General features: G+C 76.0%; 19 protein-coding genes. 5 read left to right on the top strand and 14 right to left on the bottom strand.

Annotated features, from left to right (window positions below):
* Nucleotides 1–10: 10 nt before the first annotated feature.
* Entirely contained in the window at nucleotides 11–586 is a 576-nt protein-coding gene (locus KPL60_RS03070) for a TetR family transcriptional regulator (RefSeq protein WP_226357592.1), read from the top strand.
* Here KPL60_RS03070 and KPL60_RS03075 read toward each other — a convergent pair.
* Nucleotides 583–1,953: an MFS transporter gene (locus KPL60_RS03075; RefSeq protein ID WP_226364839.1), complete on the bottom strand. Its 1,371-nt coding sequence runs from the start codon at nucleotides 1,951–1,953 to the stop codon at nucleotides 583–585. The genes KPL60_RS03070 and KPL60_RS03075 overlap by 4 nt on opposite strands.
* Before the next feature lie 66 nt (nucleotides 1,954–2,019).
* Between KPL60_RS03075 and KPL60_RS03080 the strand changes: the two genes are divergently transcribed.
* Nucleotides 2,020–2,910: a LysR family transcriptional regulator gene (locus KPL60_RS03080; protein WP_226364840.1), complete on the top strand. Its 891-nt coding sequence runs from the start codon at nucleotides 2,020–2,022 to the stop codon at nucleotides 2,908–2,910.
* A 14-nt stretch (nucleotides 2,911–2,924) separates the two neighbouring features.
* Here KPL60_RS03080 and KPL60_RS03085 read toward each other — a convergent pair whose 3' ends face one another.
* Genes KPL60_RS03085 through KPL60_RS03095 form a run of 3 tightly spaced genes read right to left on the bottom strand, consistent with a single transcriptional unit; the run spans nucleotide 2,925 to nucleotide 5,919 of the window.
* Nucleotides 2,925–3,572: an LUD domain-containing protein gene (locus KPL60_RS03085; RefSeq protein WP_226364841.1), complete on the bottom strand. Its 648-nt coding sequence runs from the start codon at nucleotides 3,570–3,572 to the stop codon at nucleotides 2,925–2,927.
* Nucleotides 3,569–5,095, bottom strand: a complete 1,527-nt coding sequence (locus KPL60_RS03090) for a lactate utilization protein B (RefSeq protein WP_226357588.1) — start codon at nucleotides 5,093–5,095, stop codon at nucleotides 3,569–3,571. The genes KPL60_RS03085 and KPL60_RS03090 overlap by 4 nt, the downstream gene beginning before the upstream one ends.
* Entirely contained in the window at nucleotides 5,092–5,919 is an 828-nt protein-coding gene (locus KPL60_RS03095) for a (Fe-S)-binding protein (RefSeq protein WP_226364842.1), read from the bottom strand. The genes KPL60_RS03090 and KPL60_RS03095 overlap by 4 nt, the downstream gene beginning before the upstream one ends.
* A gap of 86 nt (nucleotides 5,920–6,005) precedes the next feature.
* Here KPL60_RS03095 and KPL60_RS03100 point away from each other — a divergent pair, with 86 nt between their 5' ends.
* Both KPL60_RS03100 and KPL60_RS03105 read left to right on the top strand, forming a co-directional pair.
* Entirely contained in the window at nucleotides 6,006–6,701 is a 696-nt protein-coding gene (locus KPL60_RS03100; RefSeq protein WP_226364843.1) for a FadR/GntR family transcriptional regulator, read from the top strand.
* A 10-nt stretch (nucleotides 6,702–6,711) separates the two neighbouring features.
* Nucleotides 6,712–7,368: a maleylpyruvate isomerase family mycothiol-dependent enzyme gene (locus KPL60_RS03105; protein WP_226364844.1), complete on the top strand. Its 657-nt coding sequence runs from the start codon at nucleotides 6,712–6,714 to the stop codon at nucleotides 7,366–7,368.
* A 171-nt stretch (nucleotides 7,369–7,539) separates the two neighbouring features.
* On the opposite strand, the gene KPL60_RS03110 is transcribed toward KPL60_RS03105, so the two are convergent.
* The 7 genes from KPL60_RS03110 to KPL60_RS03140 form a co-directional block, all read right to left on the bottom strand.
* A complete protein-coding gene (locus KPL60_RS03110) occupies nucleotides 7,540–8,049 on the bottom strand; it encodes a gamma carbonic anhydrase family protein (RefSeq protein ID WP_226357584.1) in 510 nt (169 codons plus the stop codon).
* A gap of 176 nt (nucleotides 8,050–8,225) precedes the next feature.
* On the bottom strand, nucleotides 8,226–9,380 hold the full coding sequence (locus tag KPL60_RS03115) for an IS701 family transposase (RefSeq protein WP_374228582.1): 1,155 nt from the start codon (nucleotides 9,378–9,380) through the stop codon (nucleotides 8,226–8,228).
* 72 nt (nucleotides 9,381–9,452) lie between these two features.
* Nucleotides 9,453–9,986: an O-acetyl-ADP-ribose deacetylase gene (locus KPL60_RS03120; protein ID WP_226364845.1), complete on the bottom strand. Its 534-nt coding sequence runs from the start codon at nucleotides 9,984–9,986 to the stop codon at nucleotides 9,453–9,455.
* Nucleotides 9,983–10,756, bottom strand: coding sequence for a 5-formyltetrahydrofolate cyclo-ligase (locus KPL60_RS03125; RefSeq protein WP_226357582.1), 774 nt, complete (start codon nucleotides 10,754–10,756; stop codon nucleotides 9,983–9,985). The genes KPL60_RS03120 and KPL60_RS03125 overlap by 4 nt, the downstream gene beginning before the upstream one ends.
* Before the next feature lie 12 nt (nucleotides 10,757–10,768).
* Nucleotides 10,769–11,023, bottom strand: a complete 255-nt coding sequence (locus KPL60_RS03130) for a Rho termination factor N-terminal domain-containing protein (RefSeq protein WP_226357581.1) — start codon at nucleotides 11,021–11,023, stop codon at nucleotides 10,769–10,771.
* Nucleotides 11,024–11,032: 9 nt separating this feature from the next.
* Nucleotides 11,033–11,509 carry an NUDIX domain-containing protein gene (locus tag KPL60_RS03135; RefSeq protein ID WP_374203913.1) on the bottom strand — a complete coding sequence of 159 codons (477 nt, stop codon included), beginning with the start codon at nucleotides 11,507–11,509 and terminating at the stop codon, nucleotides 11,033–11,035.
* Between the two features lie 16 nt (nucleotides 11,510–11,525).
* Entirely contained in the window at nucleotides 11,526–12,116 is a 591-nt protein-coding gene (locus tag KPL60_RS03140; protein WP_226364846.1) for a GNAT family N-acetyltransferase, read from the bottom strand.
* 166 nt (nucleotides 12,117–12,282) lie between these two features.
* Between KPL60_RS03140 and KPL60_RS03145 the strand changes: the two genes are divergently transcribed.
* Complete coding sequence (locus KPL60_RS03145) at nucleotides 12,283–13,128, top strand: DedA family protein (protein WP_226364847.1); 846 nt, start codon at nucleotides 12,283–12,285, stop codon at nucleotides 13,126–13,128.
* 24 nt (nucleotides 13,129–13,152) lie between these two features.
* On the opposite strand, the gene recD is transcribed toward KPL60_RS03145, so the two are convergent.
* From recD to recC, 3 genes are read right to left on the bottom strand one after another with little or no spacing between them, the layout of a single operon-like run.
* A complete protein-coding gene (gene recD, locus KPL60_RS03150; protein WP_226364848.1) occupies nucleotides 13,153–15,162 on the bottom strand; it encodes an exodeoxyribonuclease V subunit alpha in 2,010 nt (669 codons plus the stop codon).
* Complete coding sequence (locus KPL60_RS03155) at nucleotides 15,159–18,644, bottom strand: UvrD-helicase domain-containing protein (RefSeq protein WP_226364849.1); 3,486 nt, start codon at nucleotides 18,642–18,644, stop codon at nucleotides 15,159–15,161. Before KPL60_RS03155 ends, recD begins: the two co-directional genes overlap by 4 nt.
* Nucleotides 18,641–22,018, bottom strand: coding sequence for an exodeoxyribonuclease V subunit gamma (gene recC / locus KPL60_RS03160; protein WP_226364850.1), 3,378 nt, complete (start codon nucleotides 22,016–22,018; stop codon nucleotides 18,641–18,643). The genes KPL60_RS03155 and recC overlap by 4 nt, the downstream gene beginning before the upstream one ends.
* Nucleotides 22,019–22,044 lie beyond the last annotated feature (26 nt).

Here is a 22,044-nt window from a genome sequence, read left to right on the forward strand (position 1 = left end):
GATGTCGGCCATGAGCGAGCGGCGGACGATGGCGCGGCGGGCCCGCGACGAGCTGCGCGGTGAGGTCCTCGACGTCGCCGAACGCCTCGCGGTCGCGGGCGAACGACCGTCGATGCCCGAGCTCGCCCGCCGGGTCGGGGTCAGCAGGCAGACCCTCTACAGCGAGTTCGGCGACCGGGACGGCCTCGCCGCGGCCCTGGTGCTGCGCGCCACCGACCGGTTCCTCGACCGGATCGAGGCCGCCCTCGACGGCGAGCCCGACCTGTACGCGGCCTGGGTCGCCGCGGCCGACGCCGCCCTCACCGAGGCGGGGGAGAACCCGCTGATCAAGGCCCTGCTCAGCGGCGACGCGGCGGTCCCGTCCGCGTTCGGCACCGACTCCGGCCCGATCATCGCGGCCGCGGCCGAGCGGTCCGCGGGCTACCTGCGCCGGGTCCGGCCCGAGGCCCGCGAGCAGGACGTCCGGCTCGCCGCCCAGACCGCCGCCCGGCTCACCGTCAGCCACATGGTGCTCCCCACGGGCCCGGCCGCGCGCTCGGCCGAGGACATCGCGACGGTGGTGGTGCGGACGCTCGGCGACGCCTAGCTCCGGACGGCGTCGCCCGCCCCGCGGGGCAGCCGCAGCACGTCCAGTGCCACCACCAGCGCCAGTACCGCGAACACCGCGAAGGTCACCCGGAACGCGGCCGGCGCGTCACTGGTGAGCGCGGCGGCCCCGGCCAGCACCGCGGAGGCCAGCGCGACCCCGAGCCCCATCGACGTCTGCTGCACCACCGCGGCCAGGGTGTTCGCGTGCCGCAGCTCGGGACCGGTCACGTCGGTGAAGGGCAGGATCGAGTACATCGTCAGGCCCACCGACCGGGCCGCCCCGCTCAGCGCGCACACCACGACGACGGCCACGATCCCGGCGTCCGGCGACCAGGTGGCGGCGACCGCCAGGGTCGCGGCGACCGCGACCGCCGCGGTGGCGGCCATCGTCCGCAGCCCGAACCGGCGGATCAGCGCCGTCGTCGCCGGCTTGGCCGCGATGTTGCCCGCGAACACCGCGACCACGACCGCACCCGCCGTCGTCGCGCTCCAGCCGAACACCTGCTGGAACAGCAGCGGCAGCAGGAACGGCACCGCCGTCACGACCGCCCAGAACAGCGCGCCGCCGACCGAGGACGCCCGGAACGTCCGGACCCGCAGCACCCGCACGTCCACGAGCGGGTGCGCGGTCCGCAGCAGGTGCCGTCCGGCGACGGCCAGCACCACCGCGCCCGCCGCCACCGCGACGCCCGCCGCGACCGGCAGGCCGTGGTCGACCAGCGCCGAGGACGACACCAGCCCGCCCAGCCCGGCCGCGCACAGCACCAGTCCCGGCACGTCCAGCGGCCCCGCCCCGCGACCGGGGGTGTCCGGCACCCAGCGCAGCGCCAGCACCAGGCCGAGGACCCCGATCGGCACGTTGATCAGGAACATCCAGTGCCAGCTCGCGTACGTGGTGAGCAGCGCCCCCAGCAGCGGTGCCACCACCGGCGCCGCCAGCCCCGGCCAGACGATCCACGCCATCAGCCGCGGCACGTCGCGCTTGGCGACGCCGTCGAGCAGCATCAGTCGCCCGACCGGCACCATCATCGCCGCGCCGACCCCCTGCACCACCCGCCACCCGACGAGCTCGGCGAGCGTCCCGCTGCTCGCGCACCCCACCGACGCCAGCGTGAACACCGCGATCGCGGCCGTGAGCACCCACCGCGGTCCGAACCGGCCGGTCAGCCAGCCACCGGGCGGCAGGGCGACGGCGAGCGCCACCAGGTAGGCCGCGACCACCAGCCCCACCGACGACGGCGTGGTGCCGAGCGCGCGGGCCAGCGGCTCGGCCGAGGTCGTCACGATCGTGACGTCGAGGTTCTCCATCACGAAGCAGCCCGCGACGAGGGCCGCGAGCCGCCGGGGGATCGGGGATGTCTGCACGACGCAAGCGTGCATGGTGCAATGGTTGAGCACCAGTTCCGATTGCTCAGCCTAGGATTGCGTCCCGTGCAACTCCCGGACCTGAACCTGCTGCCCGCGCTGGACGCCCTGCTCCGCACCGGCAGCGTCACCGGCGCGGCCGCGGAGCTGGACGTCTCGCCGTCGGCGATGAGCCGCACCCTGGGCCGGCTGCGCCGGGTGCTGGGCGACCCGCTGCTGGTCCCGGCGGGGCGGGGCCTCGTCCCGACCGCGCTCGGGCGCGAGCTCGCCCCGCGCGCCGAACAGGCCCTGCTCGGCGCGGCCGACGTGCTCACCCGCCCCGCGCCGCCGGAGCTCGCCGCGCTGGAGCGGGTGTTCGTCGTGCGCGGCAGCGACGAGAGCGGCGTCGTCCTCGCCCCCGCGCTCGCCGCCGCGGCGGCCCGGGAGGCACCGCGGGTCCGCTTCCGGTTCGTCCCGGAGGGCGACGAGGACCCGGCGGACCTGCGCGACCACGTCGACCTCGACGTCGGCACACTGCCGCCCGCCCTCCCGTCCGACGTGCGGGTCCGGCGGGTCGCCGACCACGGTCACTCCGCACTCGTGCGGCCGGCCGCGCCGGTCGGGGAGCGCCTGACGCTCGCGGAGTTCGTTGCGCTGCCGCACGTCGCGGTCTCCCGGCGGGGTCGGGCGCACAGCATCGTCGACGAGCGACTCGCCGATCTCGGTCTGCGCCGTGACGTGTTGGCCACCGTGCCCGCCATCGGCACCGCCATGCTCCTCGCGACCAGCGCCGACGTCCTGGCGCTCGTGCCGTCCGACGCGGCCGCGGTCGTCGCCGGGCCCGCCGGGCTGCGCGTCCACCCGATCCCGCTCGACCTGCCACGGGTCGCGCTCGGGATGCTGTGGCACCGCCGCTGGGACACCGACCCCGCGCACCGCTGGCTGCGCGACCGGGTCGCCGCCCGGATGGCCGGCTGAACCCGGCCCCGGGCTCAGCCGACGATCACCACGTGCAGTGTCCGCGGCCCGTGCACACCCTCCACCCGGTCCAGCTCGATGTCGCTGGTCGCGCTCGGCCCGCTGATCCAGGTGTGCGGCCGCGCCGGGTCCAGCGCCGCCACCGCCTCCGGCACCCCGGCCACGACCTGGTCGGCGCGGATCACACAGACATGCAGGTCGGGGACCAGCGTCGCGGCGCGCCGGCCCTGGCCCGGACCGTGGTCGAGGATGATCGTGCCGGTCTCGGCGATGCCGATCGCGGCCGTCGACAGCACGCCGTCGCAGCGGTCCAGCTCCGACACCGCGACGTCCGGCCCGTCCGGGACGACCTCGACGTCGCCGGGCACCAGGCCGGCCGGGAAGCCCGGCGGCACCAGGATCCGCAGCGGGCCGGAGCCCGCGAGCGGGGACCGGCCGGCCAGGGCGCCGGCGACCCGCGCTGCCGCGGTGCCCGGGTCCGCCCGCTCGACGACGGCGCGGTAGTCCGCGACCCGCTCGTCGAACAGGTCCACGACCTGCGCGTGCGGCAGCGACCGGTCGGGGACCGGCCGGACCACCTCGACGTCGAGCACCGGCTCGACATCGGGCACGTCGGCCAGTGCCCGCCGGGCCTTCGCCAGGATCGCCTCGCGTGCGCTCATGCCCCGTCCCCGTTCTTCCGCCCGCCGTCGGTGTCGTCGCTCCGGCTCCGCCCGCCGTCGGTCCTGGTCCACCACTCCCGGAAGGACTCGGCGGCCGGTACCGGCACGTCGCGCGAGTCCGACCAGGCGCTCGCCGGGCCGGGCACCGCGCCGAGGATGCTGCGCCCGCCGGGCGCGGTGCGGCCCAGCCGTCCGGCCAGCTTCCCGCCGATCCCGGCGACACGTTCCGCGGCGCCGGTGCGCGCGGCCGACGACAGCGTCCACGACGCCGCCCTCATCGCGACGTCCTGCACCGACGGCACCCGGCTCGCCCGCTTGTGGGCGTCGACGACCTCGGCGCGCAGGTGCACCAGCACCTCGGGGATGTCGATGCGGACCGGGCAGACCTCGAAACACGCCCCGCACAGGCTGGAGGCGTACGGCAGCGAGTCGGTCTGCGGGTCGGTGCCCACCCCCCGCAGCTGCGGGGTGAGGATCGCGCCGATCGGGCCCGGGTAGACCGAGCCGTAGGCGTGCCCGCCGGTGCGCTCGTAGACCGGGCACACGTTCAGGCAGGCCGAGCAGCGGATGCAGCGCAGCGCCTGCCGCCCGGTCGGGTCGGCCAGGACGTCGGTGCGGCCGTTGTCCAGCAGCACCACGTGCACCTCCTGCGGCCCGTCGCCGGGGGTGACCCCGGTCCAGGTGGAGGTGTAGGGGTTCATCCGCTCCCCGGTCGAGGACCGGGGGAGCAGCTGCAGCATCACGTCCAGGTCCTGGAAGGTCGGCAGGACCTTCTCGATCCCGACCACCGACACCAGCACCTCGGGCAGGGTCAGGCACATCCGCCCGTTGCCCTCGGACTCGACGACGGTGAGCGTCCCGGTCTCGGCGACGGCGAAGTTCGCCCCCGACACCGCCACCTTCGCCCGCAGGAACTTCTCCCGCAGGTGCTCCCGGGCCGCGGCGGCCAGGCGCTTGGGCTCGTCGGTCAGGTCCGCCGGGGCGGCGCGCCCGGCGCGGCCCATCTCGCGCAGGAAGATCTCCCGGATCTCCGCGCGGTTGCGGTGGATCGCCGGGACCAGGATGTGGCTGGGCAGGTCGTCGCCGAGCTGCACGATCAGCTCGGCGAGGTCGGTCTCCCAGGCGTGGATGCCCGCGGCCTCCAGCGCCGAGTTCAGGTCGATCTCCTGGGTGGCCATCGACTTGACCTTGACGACCTCGTCGGTGCCGTGCCGCCGCGCGATGTCGACGACGACCGCGTTCGCCTCGGCCGCGTCGCGTGCCCAGTGCACGGTGGCCCCGGCCGCCGTCAGCGACCGTTCCAGCTGCTCCAGGTAGTCGGGCAGGTGCCGCAGCACCCGGTTCTTGATGGCCTCACCGGCCAGGCGCAGCTGCTCCCAGTCGTCGACCTCGCCGACGACGTTCCCGCGCTTGGTGCGGATGGTGGACGTGGCGTGGGCCAGGTTGCGGCGCAGCTGGGAGTCCTCCAGCGCGGCGCGCGCCGCCGCCGGGAACGCCGGTGTGCCGAGGAACGTGCCGCTCATCGGGCCGCCTCCGTCGTCGCGTCCGGGACCGCGCTGCCGACGCTCGTCGGGTCCGCGGCCCGCTCGGTGCGCCGCTCGACCACGGGCTCGGTCTGCGCCAGCACCTCGGCCAGGTGCATGACCCGCATCCCCGACCGCTGCCGCGACAGCAGCCCGCCCACGTGCATCAGGCAGGAGTTGTCCCCGGCGACGAGCACCTCCGCGCCGGTCGAGCGGACGTGGCGGGCCTTGTCGTTGCCCATCGCGATCGAGGTCTCGGAGTTCTTCACCGCGAACGTCCCGCCGAAGCCGCAGCACTCTCCCGAGCCCGGCAGGTCGAGCAGGGTGAGCCCGCGGACCGCGCGTAGCAGCCGGGTCGGCCGGTCGCCGACCCCCAGCATCCGCAGCGAGTGGCAGGTCGGGTGGTAGGTGACGCGGTGCGGGAAGTACGCCCCGACGTCGACGACGCCGAGCACGTCGACCAGGTACTCGCTCAGCTCGTACACCGGCGGTGCCGACTCGACGCCGCGGACCAGGCCCGGGTCGCCGGAGCGGCGCGCGACCAGGCCGTGCTGGTGGCGCACCGAGCCCGCGCACGACCCGGACGGGGCGAGGATCGCGTCGTACCCGGCGAAGGCGTCGAGGTGGTTGCGGACGAGCGGGACGGCCTCGTCGAGGTAGCCGGTGTTGACCATCGGCTGCCCGCAGCAGGTCTGCGCGGCGGGGAACTCGACGTCGACGCCGAGGCGGCGCAGCAGGGACACGACGGCCTTGCCGGTGTCCGGGAACAGGGCGTCGTTGAGACACGTGACCATGAGGCCGACGCGGGGCCGGGAGATCGGCATGGCGCCTCCGGTGAAGTGGTGGGACGGAGGGTGTGGTCCGACCAAGGTATCGGTATGGTCGGACCACACACAAGCAGGAGGACGACGTGCGTGTTCCCGCCGCCCACGAGATGGTGCTCGCCCACGTCGAGGAGCGCCTGACGAGTGGCGAGTGGCGCCCGGGGGACCGGCTGCCCCCGGAGCGCGAGCTCGCCGCGACGCTGGGTGCGTCCCGCCAGGCGGTCCGCGAGGCGCTGCGGGTGCTGCAGGCCCAGGGCGTGATCCGCTCGCAGGTGGGCACCGGCGCGGACTCCGGGACGGTCGTCGTGCCGGCCCCCGCGCGGGCACTCGGCCGGGTGCTGGCCCTGCACCTGGCGGTCGACTCGTTCCCGGTGGACGACGTCACCGAGGCCCGGGTCATGTTCGAGCGGTTCTCCGCCGGGCTGGCCGCGCGCCGGCGCTCGGCGTCGGACCTGCTGGAGTGGACGGCCGCGCTGGACGTCATGGACGACGACCTCGACCCGGCCGCCTTCAGCGACGCCGACATCGCCTTCCACGTCGCGATCGCCGCGGCGGCCGGGAACCGCCTGGTGGGGGAGCTGACCCGGGCGATCCGGGAGTCGGTGCGCGGGATGCTGCTCGACGCGATGCAGGCCCAGGGGGACTGGCCCGCGCTGCGCGAGCGGCTGCGGGCCGAGCACCGGGAGATCCACACGGCCATCGCCGACGGCGATGGGGCGCTGGCCGCGGACCGGATCGAGGCGCACATCCGCGCCTTCCACGGCCGGGTCGGACCTGCCTAGGCTCACCGCCGTGACCACCTCCGACCTGCCCGACGCCGCCGTCGTCGCGGTGTCCGCCCGGTACCGGGGCGGATTCGCCGACCTCGTCTCCTCACTCGACGCCGCGCAGCTCGCGGCGCCGAGCCTGTGCGCCGGGTGGGACGTGCGGACCGTCGCCGGGCACCTGGTGTCCGCGCTGACCACGACGGTGCCGTCGTTCCTGGTCCAGGTGCTGCGGGCGCGCGGGAACGTGGACCGGGCGGTCGACCGGGCCGCGCGGCGGGACGCGACCCGCCCGGTCGAGGAGCTGGTCGCGGTCCTGCGCGACCGGGCCGACAGCTCCTTCGCCCCGCCCGGCATCGGGGCGCGGGGCCCGATGACCGACGCGATCGTGCACACCGCCGACGTCACCGTCCCGCTCGGGCTGCCGTTCGACCCCGACCCCGCCGACGTGCGCATCGCGCTCGACTTCGTGGTCGGGACGGTCCCGCTCGCGTTCACCACGCGGCGCCGGGTGGCGGGCCTGCGGTTCGTCGCCGACGACGCCGGGTTCGCGCGGGGCGAGGGCGCGGAGGTCCGGGGACACGGTGTCGACGTGCTGCTGGCCGCCTGCGGGCGCCCGGCGGTGCTGGACCGGCTCACCGGGGACGGCGTCGCGACGCTCGCCGCCCGGCTGACCGGGCGCTGACGCCGCAGTCCTCCCGGCCCTGCCGCACCCGTCGCCCCGGTCCACGCGCCGGTGCCGCGTCCCGTTCATGCGCGCCGAACCGGAGAACGCGCGCGCGATCGGGCGCGCGTTCTCCGACCCGGCGCGCGGACCGGTGTGCGGGGGTGGTGCGTGGTCCGGTGTGCCGGTGGGTCAGGCGTTCGCGTCGCGGTGCAGGCCCAGCAGGTGGACGTAGGCGGCGGCCGACAGCGGGATCGAGTTCCGTTCGGCCTCGCCGAGCTCGCGACGCACCTTCCCCGGGACCCCGGCGACCAGCGACCCGGGCGGCACCACCGTGCCCTGGGTGAGCACCGCACCCGCGGCGATCAGCGACCCGGCGCCGACGTGCACCCCGTTCATGAGCACCGCGCCCATGCCGATCAGCACGTCGTCCTCGACGGTGCAGCCGTGCACGACCGCGCGGTGGCCGATGGTGACGCCGTCGCCGACGGTCGCCGGGAAGCCGGGGTCGGCGTGCAGGACGGAGCCGTCCTGCACGTTGGTGCGGGCGCCGAGGGTGATCGGGGCGAAGTCGGCCCGGATCACGCACGTGTACCAGATCCCGGTCTCCGCACCGACGCTCACCTCGCCGGCGAGCACGGCGCCGGGCGCCACCCAGGCCTGCTCGTGGACCTGCGGGGTGTGGCCGTTCACGGTGATCATGGGGTCAGCCTAGTACTACAGTCGCGTTTATGGGTTGTGGCTGCGGTGTTGGTAGTGGTGCTGTTGGGCGGTGTGTTGGTGTCTTCGTCGCCAGCGTGAGCGGCGCAGCACGTGGCCGGGGTCGGCGATCGTGTCCAGTGCGAGGGTGGCGATGAGGTGGCGGATCTCGGGCAGGCTCAGCGCGATGAGCTCGCCGCTGTCGGCGTGGAGAGCCCCCTTTTTGACCGTGTCACGGTGAGGAAGGCGTGCGCGAGCATGGAGAGAGTGATGTGCCGGTACCAGCCGGTGTATTGCCGGACTTGGTAATGATCGAGGCCGGTCTGGCCTTTCGCGGTCTGGAAGGTCTCCTCGATCGCCCACCGCGCGCCGGCGACCCGGGCCAGCTCGCTGAGCGCGACTCGCTTGGGCGTGTGGCAGAGGTAGTACGCCAGCTCTGAGGGGGCAGTCAGGCTGCGGCGGGCCAGCAGCCAGTACTCGGCGTCGGGATCGCGTTCCCCGTTGATCCGCGCCCGCGCCCACGCGTAGCGACGGTCGCCCTTCGATCCGGCGCCGGCTGACCTGCTGCGCCACGCGGTGGCCGGCAGTCCTGCGATGAGCGCGTCGGCCCGGTACTCGCTCCCGATGATCGACGAGGTGGTCTTGGCGATCACGCGCTGGTTGGAGGGGATCGCGAGCACGTAGCTCATCTGACGGTCTTCGAGGCTCTTGCGGAGCCGGTAGTGCTGTCCGTAGACGGCATCGCCGGTCACCCACGACGCCGGAACCCCGCCGTCGATCGCGCGGGCGATCATCTCGACCGCCAGCTCGGGCTTGGTGCGGAACTCACGATCAGCAGGGATCCCCGCACGGTCACATCGGGGGCGATCCTCGGTCCACGCCTTCGGCAGATACAGCTCCCCGTCCAGGAACGTCCGCCCATGCGGCGTCGCATAGGTCAGGAACACACCGACCTGCGCGTTCTCAATCCGACCCGCCGTGCCGGTGTATTGCCGCGCGACACCCGCCGACCGGTCTCCCTTCTTCAGGAACCCGGTCTCGTCGACGACGAGGATCCCAGCCCGGTCGCCCAGGTGCGCAACGACATACGTGCGCAGATCGTCCCGCACTGCATCGGGATCCCAGTCCGTCGTCGACAGCAGCCGCTGCATCGGATCCGGCACCGGCTGACCGGCCTGCTCGGAGATCGTCCACGAGTTCTTCCGCTCCCGCTCCGAGAGCAGCCCCCGCACATACGCGACCGCGTTCGCCCGCGGCTCCGAACGCGCGAACCGCGACCCAATCAACCGCGCGATCTCGTCCAGACCCGCCGCCCACTCCCGCACATCCGCCACACCAATATCGTCACCCACCGCCAAGGGTTAACACAGTCACGAACACCAGAACCGGAAACACACCGATCACCCTCAACATAAACGCGACTGTAGTACTAGGGCGGTCTCGAACGCGGCGAGGACGTCGTCGCTGAACAGGACGAACCGGACCTCGGTCACCGCGGTGCCCGCCTCGGCGACCTCCCGGACGGTGGCGACGGCGATCCGGGCGGCGTCGTCGAGCGGCCACCCGTAGATCCCGGCCGAGACGGCGGGGAACGCGACGGTCCGGGCGCCGAGCTCGTCGGCGACCCGCAGCGACTCGCGGTAGGCGCTCGCCAGCAGCGCCGACCGGTCCTCGCGCCGTGCGTACACCGGTCCGACGGTGTGGATCACCCAGCGGGCGGGCAGGTCCCCGGCGGTCGTCGCGACGGCCTGTCCGGTGGGGAGCCCGTCGGGCAGATCACCGGCGCGCAGCCGCTCGCACTCGGCGAGGATCGCGGGCCCGCCACGCCGGTGGATGGCGCCGTCGACCCCGCCCCCGCCGCGCAGGCCGGAGTTGGCGGCGTTGACGACGGCGTCGACCCGGGCCTCGGTGATGTCCCCGCGCTCGCAGACGATCCTCATGCGCGTGCCTCCTCGCGCAGCCGTCCCAGCAGCGGGATGGCCGCGATCTTGTCCTCGGTGAGGGACTCCCACACGATGCCGCCCTCGGGGCGGTTCCGGCGGTGCTCCCGGCAGTCGACGACGCGGTCCGGGGTGACGATCAGGTCGACCGGCGCGTCGTGGTCCGCCCACGGGATGACGCCGGCGTCGCGCAGCTGCAGCTCGTGCACGGTGGTGACGACGAGGGTGTCGTCGGAGATCAGTCCCGCCGCGCGGGCCAGCGCGAACTCCAGGTCGGCGAACCCGCCGCCCTTGCCCAGCCGCGCGCCGTCCGCGCCGACGGCCACACAGCCGGTGACGACGAGGTCCACCGGCTCCAGCTCGTCGACGGCGACCCGGCGGGCCGACCGCGTGGCGTTCTTGATCGACACGGCGCGGTGGGGCGGGTCGGCGAGGTGGTCGGGGTCCAGCAGGAAGAACGGGTCGTCCTCGGCCAGCCTCGGGACGGCCATGTACACGGTCTTGCCGTCCTCCAGCGCGTACCGGCGCACCGGGAGCTGGGCGGAGTCCGGGTTGGACTTCACGGTGCGGGCGGCGCGCCACACGTCCAGCTCGCGCAACCGCCGGGCCGCGGCCTCGGCGCCGACGAAGTTCGAGATCCGGTTCCGCGCCCCCGGGAACCGGGAGGCCTTCTGCTCGGTCAGCGCGGTCCAGACCTCCTCGCGCAGCTCCGCCTTGCGGGCGAGGGTCCCGGGGTCGCCCCCGGCGTCGTGGTCGTGACGGCGGCTCATGCCCCGATGATGTCAGTGCTCGCGCAGGGCCCGGATCAGCTCGTCCTTGGTCATGTCCGAGCGGCCGGGGATGCCGACCTTCTGCGCCTGGGCGTAGAGCTGGTCCTTGGTCTGGTCCTCGTAGTCGCCGTGCTCGCCGCCGCGCCTGCCGACGGTGTCGCGACCTTCGGCGGCCGCGGCGTTCGCGATCCGCGCGGACTTCTCCTTGGAGTTGCCCTCCTCGCGGAGACGCTCGTACATCTCGTCGTCCTTGATGCTGCTCGCCATGGCGGTCGACTACCCGCCGAGCAGCGCGGCCAACCTGTCCAGCAACGGCACCTGACCCTTCACGATCTTCTCCCGGGCGGTGGCGAGGTCGAACCACGCGGCGCGGTCCAGCTCGGGGAAGCGGAGGGTGCGCCCGGAGCGGGGCGGCCACTCCATCTCGACCCAGCTGCCGTCGTCGGGACGGTCGGCGACGGCGTCGGCGCCGGTGAAGCCGGACCCGTCCAGCGCGAAGGCGGTGACGGTCTTGTGGGACTGGCGGACCGTGCCGAGCCCGACCGGCTCGCCGTCGGGCGGCGGGGCGCCGATCTCCTCGGTGAACTCGCGGCGGGCGGCGTCGAGCGGGCTCTCGTCGGGGCCGTGCTCGCCCTTGGGCAGCGACCAGGCGTGCTCGTCCTTGCGGGCCCAGAACGGTCCACCCATGTGGCCGAGCAGCACCTCCGGGCCGCCCGGCCCGGCCCGGTGCAGCAGGAGTCCGGCGCTGGTCACGGGAGGCACGCGGGGATCATCCCAGACGGGCGGGCCGGTCGAGCCGGTGCACGTGGGCCAGCGGGGGATCGGCCGGGTTGTCCGGGGGCAGCTCCCCGGTCGCGACCCGGCGGAACCCGGCCTTCTCCAGCGCCCGGCACGACGCCCGGTTGCCCGCCGCGACCGGGACGACCACCGCCGTCGCCTCCGGGTAGCGCTCCCAGCCCTCGGCGACGGCGGCGGCGATGATCCGCGGGCCCAGCCCGCGCCCGGTCAGCTCCACCGGCCCGATGAGGTAGTCGACGGTCAGCGCACCGTCCGGGAGCGTCAGGATCGGCGCGATCGCGGCGACCTCCTCGGGGTAGTCGTGCCAGCGGGCGCGCTGGACCAGCCCGACCGGGACACCACCGAGCTCGGCGACGAGGTCCTCGCCCGGTTCCTCCCCGCGCAGCCCCGCCCCGAAGTCGCGTTCGAGCGCCTCGTCGGTGGTCTCGTGGAACCACCACCGGTGCACGTGCGGCGCGGCCAGCCAGCGCCGCAGCAGGGGCAGGTCGGCCCGCACCAACGGGCGCAGGGTGACGGGGGCGTCGAGGGACGGCCCGTCGGCCGGTGTGACGGGCGGCGGCACGGGGCGGGAGCGTAGCGGCGCCGCGGGCCGCCGCCGAGGGGTTTCCTCCTCCGCCCGGACGAGGACGGGGACGGTGGGCATCTCGTCCTCGCTGCGGATCCGGGCCGGACCCCGGCCCGCCTAGGGTCGTGTTCCGATGGAACGCCATCGGACGAGGGGGACGACGATGACGAGCGACCACACCCGGCCGGCCGCACGGACGGGAGACGGCGGGTCCGCCGCGGACCGCGGGGACGGCGCGGACGCCGTCGCGACCGTGGCACGGGACGCGCCCGCGACCGCCCCCGCACGGACCCGGTGGTGGCGGCGCGACTACAGCCCGGAGGAGATCGAGGCGGGCAAGCAGGCGTGGCGCGACGCGATGCCGTGGGACCACCCGATGTCGCGCGGCGACAAGGTGCTCGTCTTCTCCACGCTCGGCCTGCTCGTGTTCATGCTCGCGACGATGCCGCTGCGGCCGTTCCTGCTGGCGTCGCACCCGGTGTGGCTCGCCGCGGTCACGGGCAGCCTCTCCGCGGTCGGCGCGGGCGCGGCGTTCGCCCGGATCGGCGAGGCGGACCTGTGGGTCGTCATCGCCGCCGGGGTGTTCGGGATGATCAAGTTCGACTGGCTGTTCTGGCTGGCCGGGCGCCGGTGGGGCGAGAAGATCGTCGCGCTGTGGGCGCCCGGTGACCTCGCGAAGCGGTTCGTCGGCCGGATCCGCAGCTGGCCGCGCTGGGCGATGCCGATCGCCGTCGTCGCGGCCGCGCTGCCCGGCATCCCGGCCGCCGCGGTGTTCGCGGTCGCCGGACTGGGGAGGATGCGGCTCGCGACGTTCCTGCTCTTCGACGCGATCGGCGCCGCGCTGATCACCGGGCTCGTCGCCGGGCTCGGGTTCGGCCTCGGGCAGGACGCCGTCGACGTGGTGCTCGCCGTCGACAAGTACGCGTTGTGGATCAGCCTGGCGCTGGTCGTGTTCGTGTCGTTCCAGGCGAGCCGCAGGCAGAAGCAGCAGGCCCCGCCCGCCGCGTGACGGTGCCCGCGCCGGCTCGGGACCTCAGGTCCCGAGCCGCTGCTGCAGGCCGCTCGCGCGCCCGGCCGGGCGGCCGATCGCGGCGCGTACCGCCTCCTCGGTGCCGATGATCCGCACGGACTCCTTGGCCCGGGTGACGGCGGTGTAGAGCAGCTCGCGGGTCATCAGCGGCGAGTCCGCGGGCGGCAGCACCACGGTGATCCGCCGGAACTGGCTGCCCTGGCTGCGGTGCACCGTCATCGCGTGGACGGTGCCGACGCCGCCGAGGCGTGCCGGCTCGAACGCGACCGAGGAGTTGTCCCGGGCGAACACCGCGCGGCGTCCGGACGCGGTCCGGACCACGACGCCGGTGTCGCCGTTGAACAGGCCCAGGTCGTAGTCGTTCGTGGTGACCAGCAGCGGACGGCCCGGGTACCAGGGGGCCTCGGCGGCGAAGCCGGGACGCTCGGTCTCCACCCAGCGCTCGATCTCCGCGGTCCAGCGGGTCACCCCGTGCGGGCCGCGGCGGTGCGCGCAGAGGACGCGGTGGTCGTCGAGCACCCGCAGCGCCTGCTCGGAGTCCCCGGCCTCGGCCGCCCCGATCACGTTCACCGCGGCCCGGGTCACGTCCTGGCGGAACGTGTCCAGCCGGCGTGCCTCGATCTCGGCCGCGTCGCCGTCGACGAAGGACAGGTCGGCCGTGCCGCGACGCAGCAGCGCGACGGCGGCGTCCGGGTCGTTGCCCTGCACGGCGGCGGCGAAGTCCGCGATCGTGCCGCCGAAGCGCCAGTTGCGCTCCAGCCGCACCACCCCGTTGGGGATCACGACGGGCGGGCCCGGCTCGGCGGGCGCGGGGGTGCCCGCGGCGCCGGAGGCCGGGACGGGCCGGTCCACGCGGAACGCCCCGCAGGCGCTCAGCGCGTCCTGCAGCGCGGGCTCGGCCCGGCCGCCCGCGGCGGCGAGGTCGCCGAGGACCGCACCGGCCTCCACCGACGCGAGCTGGTCCGGGTCCCCGACCAGCACCAGCCGGGCGTCCGGGCGGACGGCCTCCAGCAGCCCCGCCATCATCGTCAGCGACACCATCGACGTCTCGTCGACGACCACGACGTCGTGCGGCAGCCGGTTGCCCCGGTGGTGGCGGAACCGGCCTGAGGTGCCCCGCGAGCCCAGCAGCCGGTGCAGCGTCGACGCCGTCGCCCCCGCGACGGCGGCCCGGTCGGTCTCCGGCAGCCGCCCGTGGGCCTCGGCGACGGACTGGGTCAGCCGGGCAGCCGCCTTCCCGGTCGGCGCGGCGAGCGCCACCCGCAGACCCGGCGCGCCGGGCGGGGCGGCCGCGCGGTGCAGGTCGTGCAGGACGGCGAGCAGGGCCGCGACCGTCGTCGTCTTGCCCGTGCCGGGACCGCCGGCGATCACGGCGACCGGCCGCAGCGCGGCGACCGCGGCGGCGAGGCGCTGCCGTTCGGCGCCGGGGTCGCCGAGCAGCCGGTCCAGCGCCGCGCACAGCCGGTCGGGGTCGACGGCCGCGACCGGCCTGGCGCGCGCGGTGAACTCGCGGCGGACCAGCTCCTCCTCCTGCCAGTAGCGCTCCAGGTAGAGCAGGTCCCCGAGCAGGCGCAGCGGGCGCCCGGCGGGACCGTCCTCGCCGACGGCGACCAGCGGGCTGTCCGCGCAGGCCGCGCGCCACGTCGCGGGCTCCGGCCAGGGCAGCCCGGACACGTCGACGGCGACCTCGCCCTCGCCCGCGGTCGTGGCCGCGGCCTTCACCAGGTCGACGCACACCGACCCGTTGCGGATCGCGCGCACGGCCAGCGCGGCGGCGAGCACCACCGGTTCGGGCTCGGCGGCGGCCGGGTCGGCGGCGGTGGTCGGGTCGCCGCGTCCGCCGAGGGCGGCGAGCCGCCGGGCGACGTGCACGTCGCCCGGCGCGAGGATCTCGGCCTCGTTGAACGCGGCAAGCACCCCGGTCGCGGTGCGGGCGGCCCGTGGACCGAACGGGTCCCGCTCGGGGGCCGGGGGTGCCGTCGGCGCCGGGGTGGGGGGTGCGGTCGTCGTCACGGGGTGCCTCCGTCCAGCAGGTCCGACAGCTCCTCGACCAGGGCGGCGGGTGGCCGCCAGGCGAAGACACCGCACGGCGCGGCCAGCGGCCCGGACCCGGTGACCGGGGTGTCCGGCCCGCACATGCCGCGCAGGAACAGGTAGCCGACCCCGCCGAGGTGGGTGTCCGGGTCGTAGCCGGGCAGCCGCCAGCGCAGGTAGCGGTGCAGCGCGACGGCGTAGAGCAGCGCCTGCAGCGGGTAGTGCGCGTCGGCCATCGCCGTGGCCAGCCGGTCGGCGGTGTAGTGCGCCGCGGTCAGCGGGTCGCGCCCGGACGGGCCGACCGGGCCCAGCCAGTTCGTCTTGTAGTCCACGACGAGGAATCGCTCCCCGGCCCCGTCACGGACCCGGAGCACCGAGTCGATGCTGCCCGTCAGGTAGCCGCGCAGCGGCTGTCCGGCGAGGTCGGGGGAGTCGAGGAGGTCGGCGTAGCCGTGCAGCGGGTCGCCGGGCCCGAGGTGCCTGCGGACGGCGGCGGCCAGCCCGGACAGGGTGAGCCGCCCCGTCGGGGTGTCCCCGCCGCACAGCGGCAGCTCGAAGTCCAGCTCGGACAGCCGGTCCTCCGGGGCGACGTCGGCCAGCGCCAGCCCGGACGCGATCGGCCCGAGCGGGGTCCGCAGCACCGGGACGAGCGCGTCGGCGAGCTCGTCGGGATCGAGGTCGGCCGGCTGGTGGCGCAGCTCCTCGGTGACGTGCGCGACGACCTCGGCCCGCAGCGCGGCGTCACCCTCGGCCGCGGTGGTCGTGTCGAGGTGTTCCAGCACGGCGTGCACCAGGGTGCCGAACCCGGTGCCCGAGGGCAGGTCGGCCATGGGGGAGGGGAACGCCGCCGGGTCGGCTGTGCCCGCCGTGGCGTCCCCGGTGGGGCCCGCACCGGGCAGCGGGGCGGGGTCGGGCTCGTCGACGATGCCCTCGTCCTCGGGCTCGGTCAGCACCCCGGGCGCGGTCGCGGCCGGTTCCGGCTCGGCGTCGACGGCCGGGTGCGGGTGGTGCGCGGCGTGCGCGGCCGCGGTCAGCGCGGTGTAGGACGTGCGCCGCCACGCGGTGTCCAGCGTGCGGGTGAACGTCGCGACGGCCAGCCCGGCGTCGGGCGGGACCGGGGTGCGGTCGGCGGGGTCGCGGTCGTGCAGGGTCTCCACCGACGCGCCGGCCGGGGCGAGCCGCTCCCGCAGGAACGCCAGCGCGTTCGCGTCGCCGGGGACCTTCGCGGTCGGTTCCGGCTCCGCGCCGGGCCCGGCGTGCCCGAACAGCACCCGGTGCAGCGACGCCGCCGCGGTCGTCGTCCCCGGGACCCACCAGGCGACGACCTGGCTGCAGGCTCGGGTGAGCGCCACGTACAGCAGCCGCAGGTCCTCGCCCGCCTCCTCGGCCTGGTGCAGCGCGGTGCGCCGGGTGCGGTCCGGCCCGGTGGACCCGCCGACGTCGAGCAGCCGGCGCTGGCCACCGGCACCGGCCGGGGTGTCGTGGTAGAGCAGCGTCTCGGGCCGGTCGTCGACCCAGCGGTCCCACGCGAACGGCAGGTACACCACCGGGAACTCGAGCCCCTTGGACCGGTGCACCGTCACGATCTGGACGGCGTCGGCGTCGGACTCCAGCCGCCGGCTCCGCTCGGCGGAGGTGTCGCGGGCGGCCTCGCCGATCCGGTGCCGCAGCCACTCGGTGAGCGCCGTCGGTCCCAGGTGGCGTTCCAGCGCCGCGGAGTGCAGCACCTGGCCGACGTGGCGCACATCGGTGAGGTCGCGCTCGCCGTCGGGGCTGCGCAGCAGGCGCTCGGCGGGGGCGTAGCGGGCGAACACGGCCTCCTGCAGGGCGGCGACCCCGCGCTCGGCGAGGACCTGGTGCCAGGCCCGCAGGTCCGCGCCGAGCTGGTCGACCAGGCCCTCGGCGTCGGGCCCGCACAGGTCGGCGACGGTGTGGCCGACGAACCGGGTCAGCGCGGCGGCGCGCAGCCGCATCGAGCGCTGCGGCTGCTCGACGGCCTCCAGCAGCGTCAGCCACTCCGCGGCGACCGGCGTGGTGAACACGCTGGTGGAGCCGGTGAGCACGGCGGGCACCCCGGCCTCGGCACAGGCGTCGCGCACCAGCAGGCCCTGGGCGTTGGTCCGCACCAGCACCGCGACCTGCCCGGGGCGCAGCCGGTCCCCCGCGAAGCGGGCGGTGCCGTCGAGCAGCTGCGACAGGTCGACGGCGACGTCGCGCGCCACCACCGCGCGGGCGCCCTTGGCCCGGGCCAGCCCGCGCCCGGTCAGGTCGAGCCGGTCCCGGTCGACCAGCCGCAGCCGCAGCGGGGCGTCGTGGCGGGCGGTCAGCCGCCGGCCGGTGTGGTGGGCCCGGACCGGGTGCACGACGATCCCGGAGTCTCCGAGGGCGGCCTCGCCGAACACCCCGTCCAGCGCGGTGAGCAGGGCCGCGTCGCTGCGGCGGTTGGTCGAGAGGGTGCGCCGGGTCGCCGCCGCGTCGGCGGCCCGCAGGTAGCTGTGCACGTCGGCGCCGCGGAAGGCGTAGATCGCCTGCTTCGGGTCGCCGATGAGCACCAACGTGGTGTCGGGTGCGGAGTGGAACGCCAGGGACAGGATCTCCCACTGCAGCGGGTCGGTGTCCTGGAACTCGTCGACGAGCACCACCGAGAACCGCGACCGCAGCCGCTCCCGGGCGGCGGGGCCGCGGACCGGGTCGCGCAGCGCCGCGGCGAGGCGGGTGAGCATGTCGTCGTAGCTGTAGATGCGCGAGCGCCGCTTGCGGGCGTCGACCTCGCGGCGCACCGCGGAGGCGAAGCCGTACCGGGTGGCGGCCGGGGTGGCCGGGTCGGCGTCGCGGGGCTCCAGCTCGGCCTGCGGGTCGCCGACGGCGCGGCGGGCCAGCGCCAGGGCCGCGGCCCGGTCGAAGGCCGGGCGGCCCGCGTTCGGGGCGGCGTACTTGCGCACGTAGAAGTCGTCGACGACCTCGGTGACGACGTCGTCGACGTGGTCGACGAACTCGGCGTCCGGGTCGTTGTCCCCGGCCACGCCCAGCCCGGCCAGCATCTGCATGCAGAACTGGTGGGTGGTGGCGATCGTCGCCGCGTCGAACGACGCCGACGCCGTCGCCAGCCGGGCCCGGCGCCGCTCCAGCTCGGCCGGGTCGGTGGCGGCCAGGTGCGCGACCACGGGGTCGGCCTCCGGCGTCGGCGGGGCGGCGCCGGACTGCACGGCGGCGAGCGCCCGCTCGGTGCCCACCAGCCGCTCCCGGACCCGCTCGCGCAGCTCCTGGGTGGCGTCGCGGCCAAAGGTGACCAGCATCAGCCGGTCCAGGTCCGCGACGCCCTCGGCGACGTAGCGGGTCGCCAGCGCGGCGATCGTGTAGGTCTTGCCCGTCCCCGCGCTCGCCTCCAGCACGACGGTGCCGGTCGGCAGCGGCCCGTCGACCTCGAAGGTCGGTGCCGACAACACGCTGGTGGTGCTCACGGCGCGTCCTGCCTCTCGTGGTCGAGCAGCGGTGCCCACAGCCGGACGGCGAGCTCCCCGAAGCGGGTGGGCTCCCCGCCGGAGCCGGGCTCGGGACGGACGACCAGCGGGCCGCCCGCGGCGCCCCGGACGAAGACGTGCGGGGCCTCGGCGTGCTCGAAGCGCGACCACTCGCTCTCCGCGGCGGCGAACGCGTTGGCCGGGACCACCCCGCGGGCGCGGTTGCGGGCGTAGACGGCGGCGGCGTCGGTGGGCAGCGGCAGCGGCGCCCGCAGGCCCTCGCGGCGCAGCGCGACCAGGTCGGCCAGGGTGCGGCGGGCGAGGCCCGGGTCGACCGGGCCGAGCACCGAGCGGGCCGCGCCGCCGGGGCCGCGCCCGACGGTCACCGCCGTCCAGGACCGGCCGGGGTGCGCGGCGGTGAGCGCGAGCAGCTGCACCCACGCCCGCAGCCGGTGCTTTGCCTTGAGCCGCGAGTACTCGACGCGCACCACGACGTCGCCGTGCAGGCCCGGCACCGTCCCGGCGACGGCGCGGCCGTCCTCCGGTGTGCCGGTGAGCTGCGCGACGAGGTCCTGCGATCCCGCCTCGCCGGTCGCGACCGCCGCGGCGACGGCGACCAGGGGCTCGACCTGCCCGCCGACCTCGGTGAGCACCCGGTGTCCGATCCCGCCGGGCGGGAGGTCACCGCGCAGCGTCTCGGCCCGGGCGACGGCCTGCGGTGCCGCCCCGGCGAGCCGGTCGGTCAGCAGCCGGTCCCCGATCTTCCAGGTGGCCAGGCCGTCGAGCTCGACTGGCAGCGCGTCGTCGGGCTCGACGTTCTCCTCCGGTGGCAGCACCCGCACCCGCTGGCGCAGGAACGCCCGCACCGGGTGCTCGACGAACGCGACCAGCTCGTCGAGCTCGACCACCCCGTCCGGCGGGTCCTCCGGCGGAGGCAGCGGGTCCGCGCCGAACAGCGGGGTCACGGTGCGCGGCCCGGCCGCGGCCTCGGCACCGCGCAGCGCGGCCCGGTCGAAGCTGAACGGCCCGGCGGCCAGCAGCGCGCCGGAGGTGAAGTTGCGCCGGTCGAACGGCTGCAGCGGGTGCCGGGCCCGCAGCGCCTGCGACGCGGTCGCCTCGGTCCCGGTCCGCACGCAGGCGTCGATCGCGTCGCACAGCTCCCCGACCGGCACCGACGGCGGCCGGTCGGCGCCGGTGCGCTCGTCGGCCCCGGAGGACACCACCACCAGGTGCCGGGTGGCCGAGCAGATCGCGTCGAGCAGCAGCTGGCGGTCCTCCCCACGCGGGTCCCGCTCGCCGACGACCGGGTCGCGGGCCAGCACGTCGTCGCCGTCGGGGGCGCCGGCGCGGGGGAACACCCCGTCGTCGCAGCCCAGCAGGCACACGACCTTGTGCGGGACGGCCCGCATCGGCACCAGCGTCGCGACGGTCAGCGTGCCGGTCCGGAAGTTGGCCCGGCTGGGCCGCCCGCGCAGCCGCTCGGCGAGCAGGCCGCGCACGTCGGGCAGGTCGAGGTCGACCGTGGCGGCCTGCGGCCCCGCGGACGCGACGACGTCGGCCAGCTCCGCCCGGGCCTGCCCGGCCTGCCAGGCGTCGGTCGGGGTGGTGTCGGTCAGCGCGGACAGCCCCTCGACCAGCGCGTCCACCCAGACCGACAGCGGCTGCGGGCCGCGCAGCGCACCGAGCACCGTCGCGAGCCGGTCGACGAACTCGGCGAGCCGCCCGACGAGGTCCACGTCGGAGGAGTCGACCTCGTCCAGCGGCAGCGCGGTGCCCAGCCAGGCCGGGGCGCCCGGCGTCTCGGCCATCGCGACGCCGACGAGCATCCGGTCCAGTCCGGCCCGCCAGGTGTTCTGCTCGACCCCGTCGAGCCGGTAGGGCCGCCGGTGCGCGGCGTCGAGCCCCCACCGGACCCCGGCCGCGGTGACCAGCTCGGACAGCCGCTCCAGCGCGTCGTCGTCGAAGCGGAAACGGCGCCGCACCGGGGCGGAGGCGACCAGGTCGAGCACCTGGGAGGCGCTGACCCGGGACCCGGCCAGCTCCAGCAGCGACGACACCGTGCCCAGCAGCGGGTTCGCCTGGCGCAGGGCGCGGTCGGCCAGGCGCACCCGCAGCCGGTGCCCGGGGTGGAGCTCCTCCCGCGACGGGCCCGCACCGTCGGGGGAGTCCGCGTCCGGGGCGAGGCCGAACGAGGCGGTGATCAGCGGCGCGAACACCTCGATGTCCGGGCACATGACGATGATGTCGCGCGGCTCCAGGTCCGGGTCGGCGGCGAGCAGGCCGAGCAGCACCTCGCGCAGCACCTCCACCTGCCGGTCCGGGCCGTGGCAGGAGTGCAGCGCGACGCTGCGGTCGTCCGCGTCGAGCAGGGGACGGTCCTCCGGGGCGGGCGGCACGGCGTCGTCGCGCAGGGCGGTCTGCAGGCGGTGCAGCAGGGTCGGCGCGCCGGTCCCGGCGGGGGCCGGGTGGTGGGTGTCGGTCACGCCGGGCCCGGCCGCGGGGAGCCGCAGGGCCAGCTCCCGGGTGTCCCGGCCGAGCGAGCGCAGCAGCGGATGACGCACGGCCTCGGCGCTGGTGTCGGCGGCACGCGAGGGCACCCCCGGTGTCCGCGCGGCGCGCACCGCGTCCCACATCGCCGGCGACGGGTGCGGCAGCCACAGGTGGACCTCCCGGTGCGTCGCGAGGGACTCCAGGACGGTCAGGTGCTCGGCGGCCAGCCGGGTCGGGCCGAACAGCGACAGCCGCGGCCCGACCTCGGGGCCCGGGTCGGCGCCCCCGCGCAGGCGGGCCACCGCGTCGTCGAGGCGCTCGGCGGGACCGGGCACCCCGAGTGCGGCGTGCAGGCGGCGCCACAGCTCCGGCTGCCACCCCAGGTCGGTGGGCACCGCGTCCTCCCCGGCGCGCCAGCGGCGCAGCAGCTCGGGGCGGTGCGTGGCGTAGGAGCCGAACAGCCCGGCCAGCGTGCGGGCGAGCGCGTAGCGGCGGCCGTGCCCGCCCCGCTCCAGGTGCGCGGCGAGAGCGGTGAACCGGTCGTCCCCGGGAGCCGCGACGGCCTCGTCGATCAGCTCCAGCAGCGGCCACACCGACCGGCCGGGCGACCACGGGTCGGTCGCCGGGTCGGTGCCGGTGACGTGCGCGACGACCCCGCCGAGCAGCGCGGCCGGCGCCGGGAACCGGACGTTCGCACAGACCCCGCCGCTGCCCGTCCCCGCACCGAGCCGGTGCGCGAGCCGCTGGGCCAGCCAGCGCTCCACCCCGCGCTCGGGGACCGCGACGGTCTCGGCCGCGAACGGGTCGCCCGAGCCGGCCGCCAGGACGTCGGCGAGCGCCTCGACGAGGGTGTCGGCGCGTTCGGCCCGATGGATCTCCAGCACGGACCGCACGGTAGCGGCGACCCCCG

It is taken from the genome of Pseudonocardia sp. ICBG162 (genome assembly GCF_020496225.1).
Taxonomy (GTDB): Bacteria; Actinomycetota; Actinomycetes; order Mycobacteriales; family Pseudonocardiaceae; genus Pseudonocardia; species Pseudonocardia alni.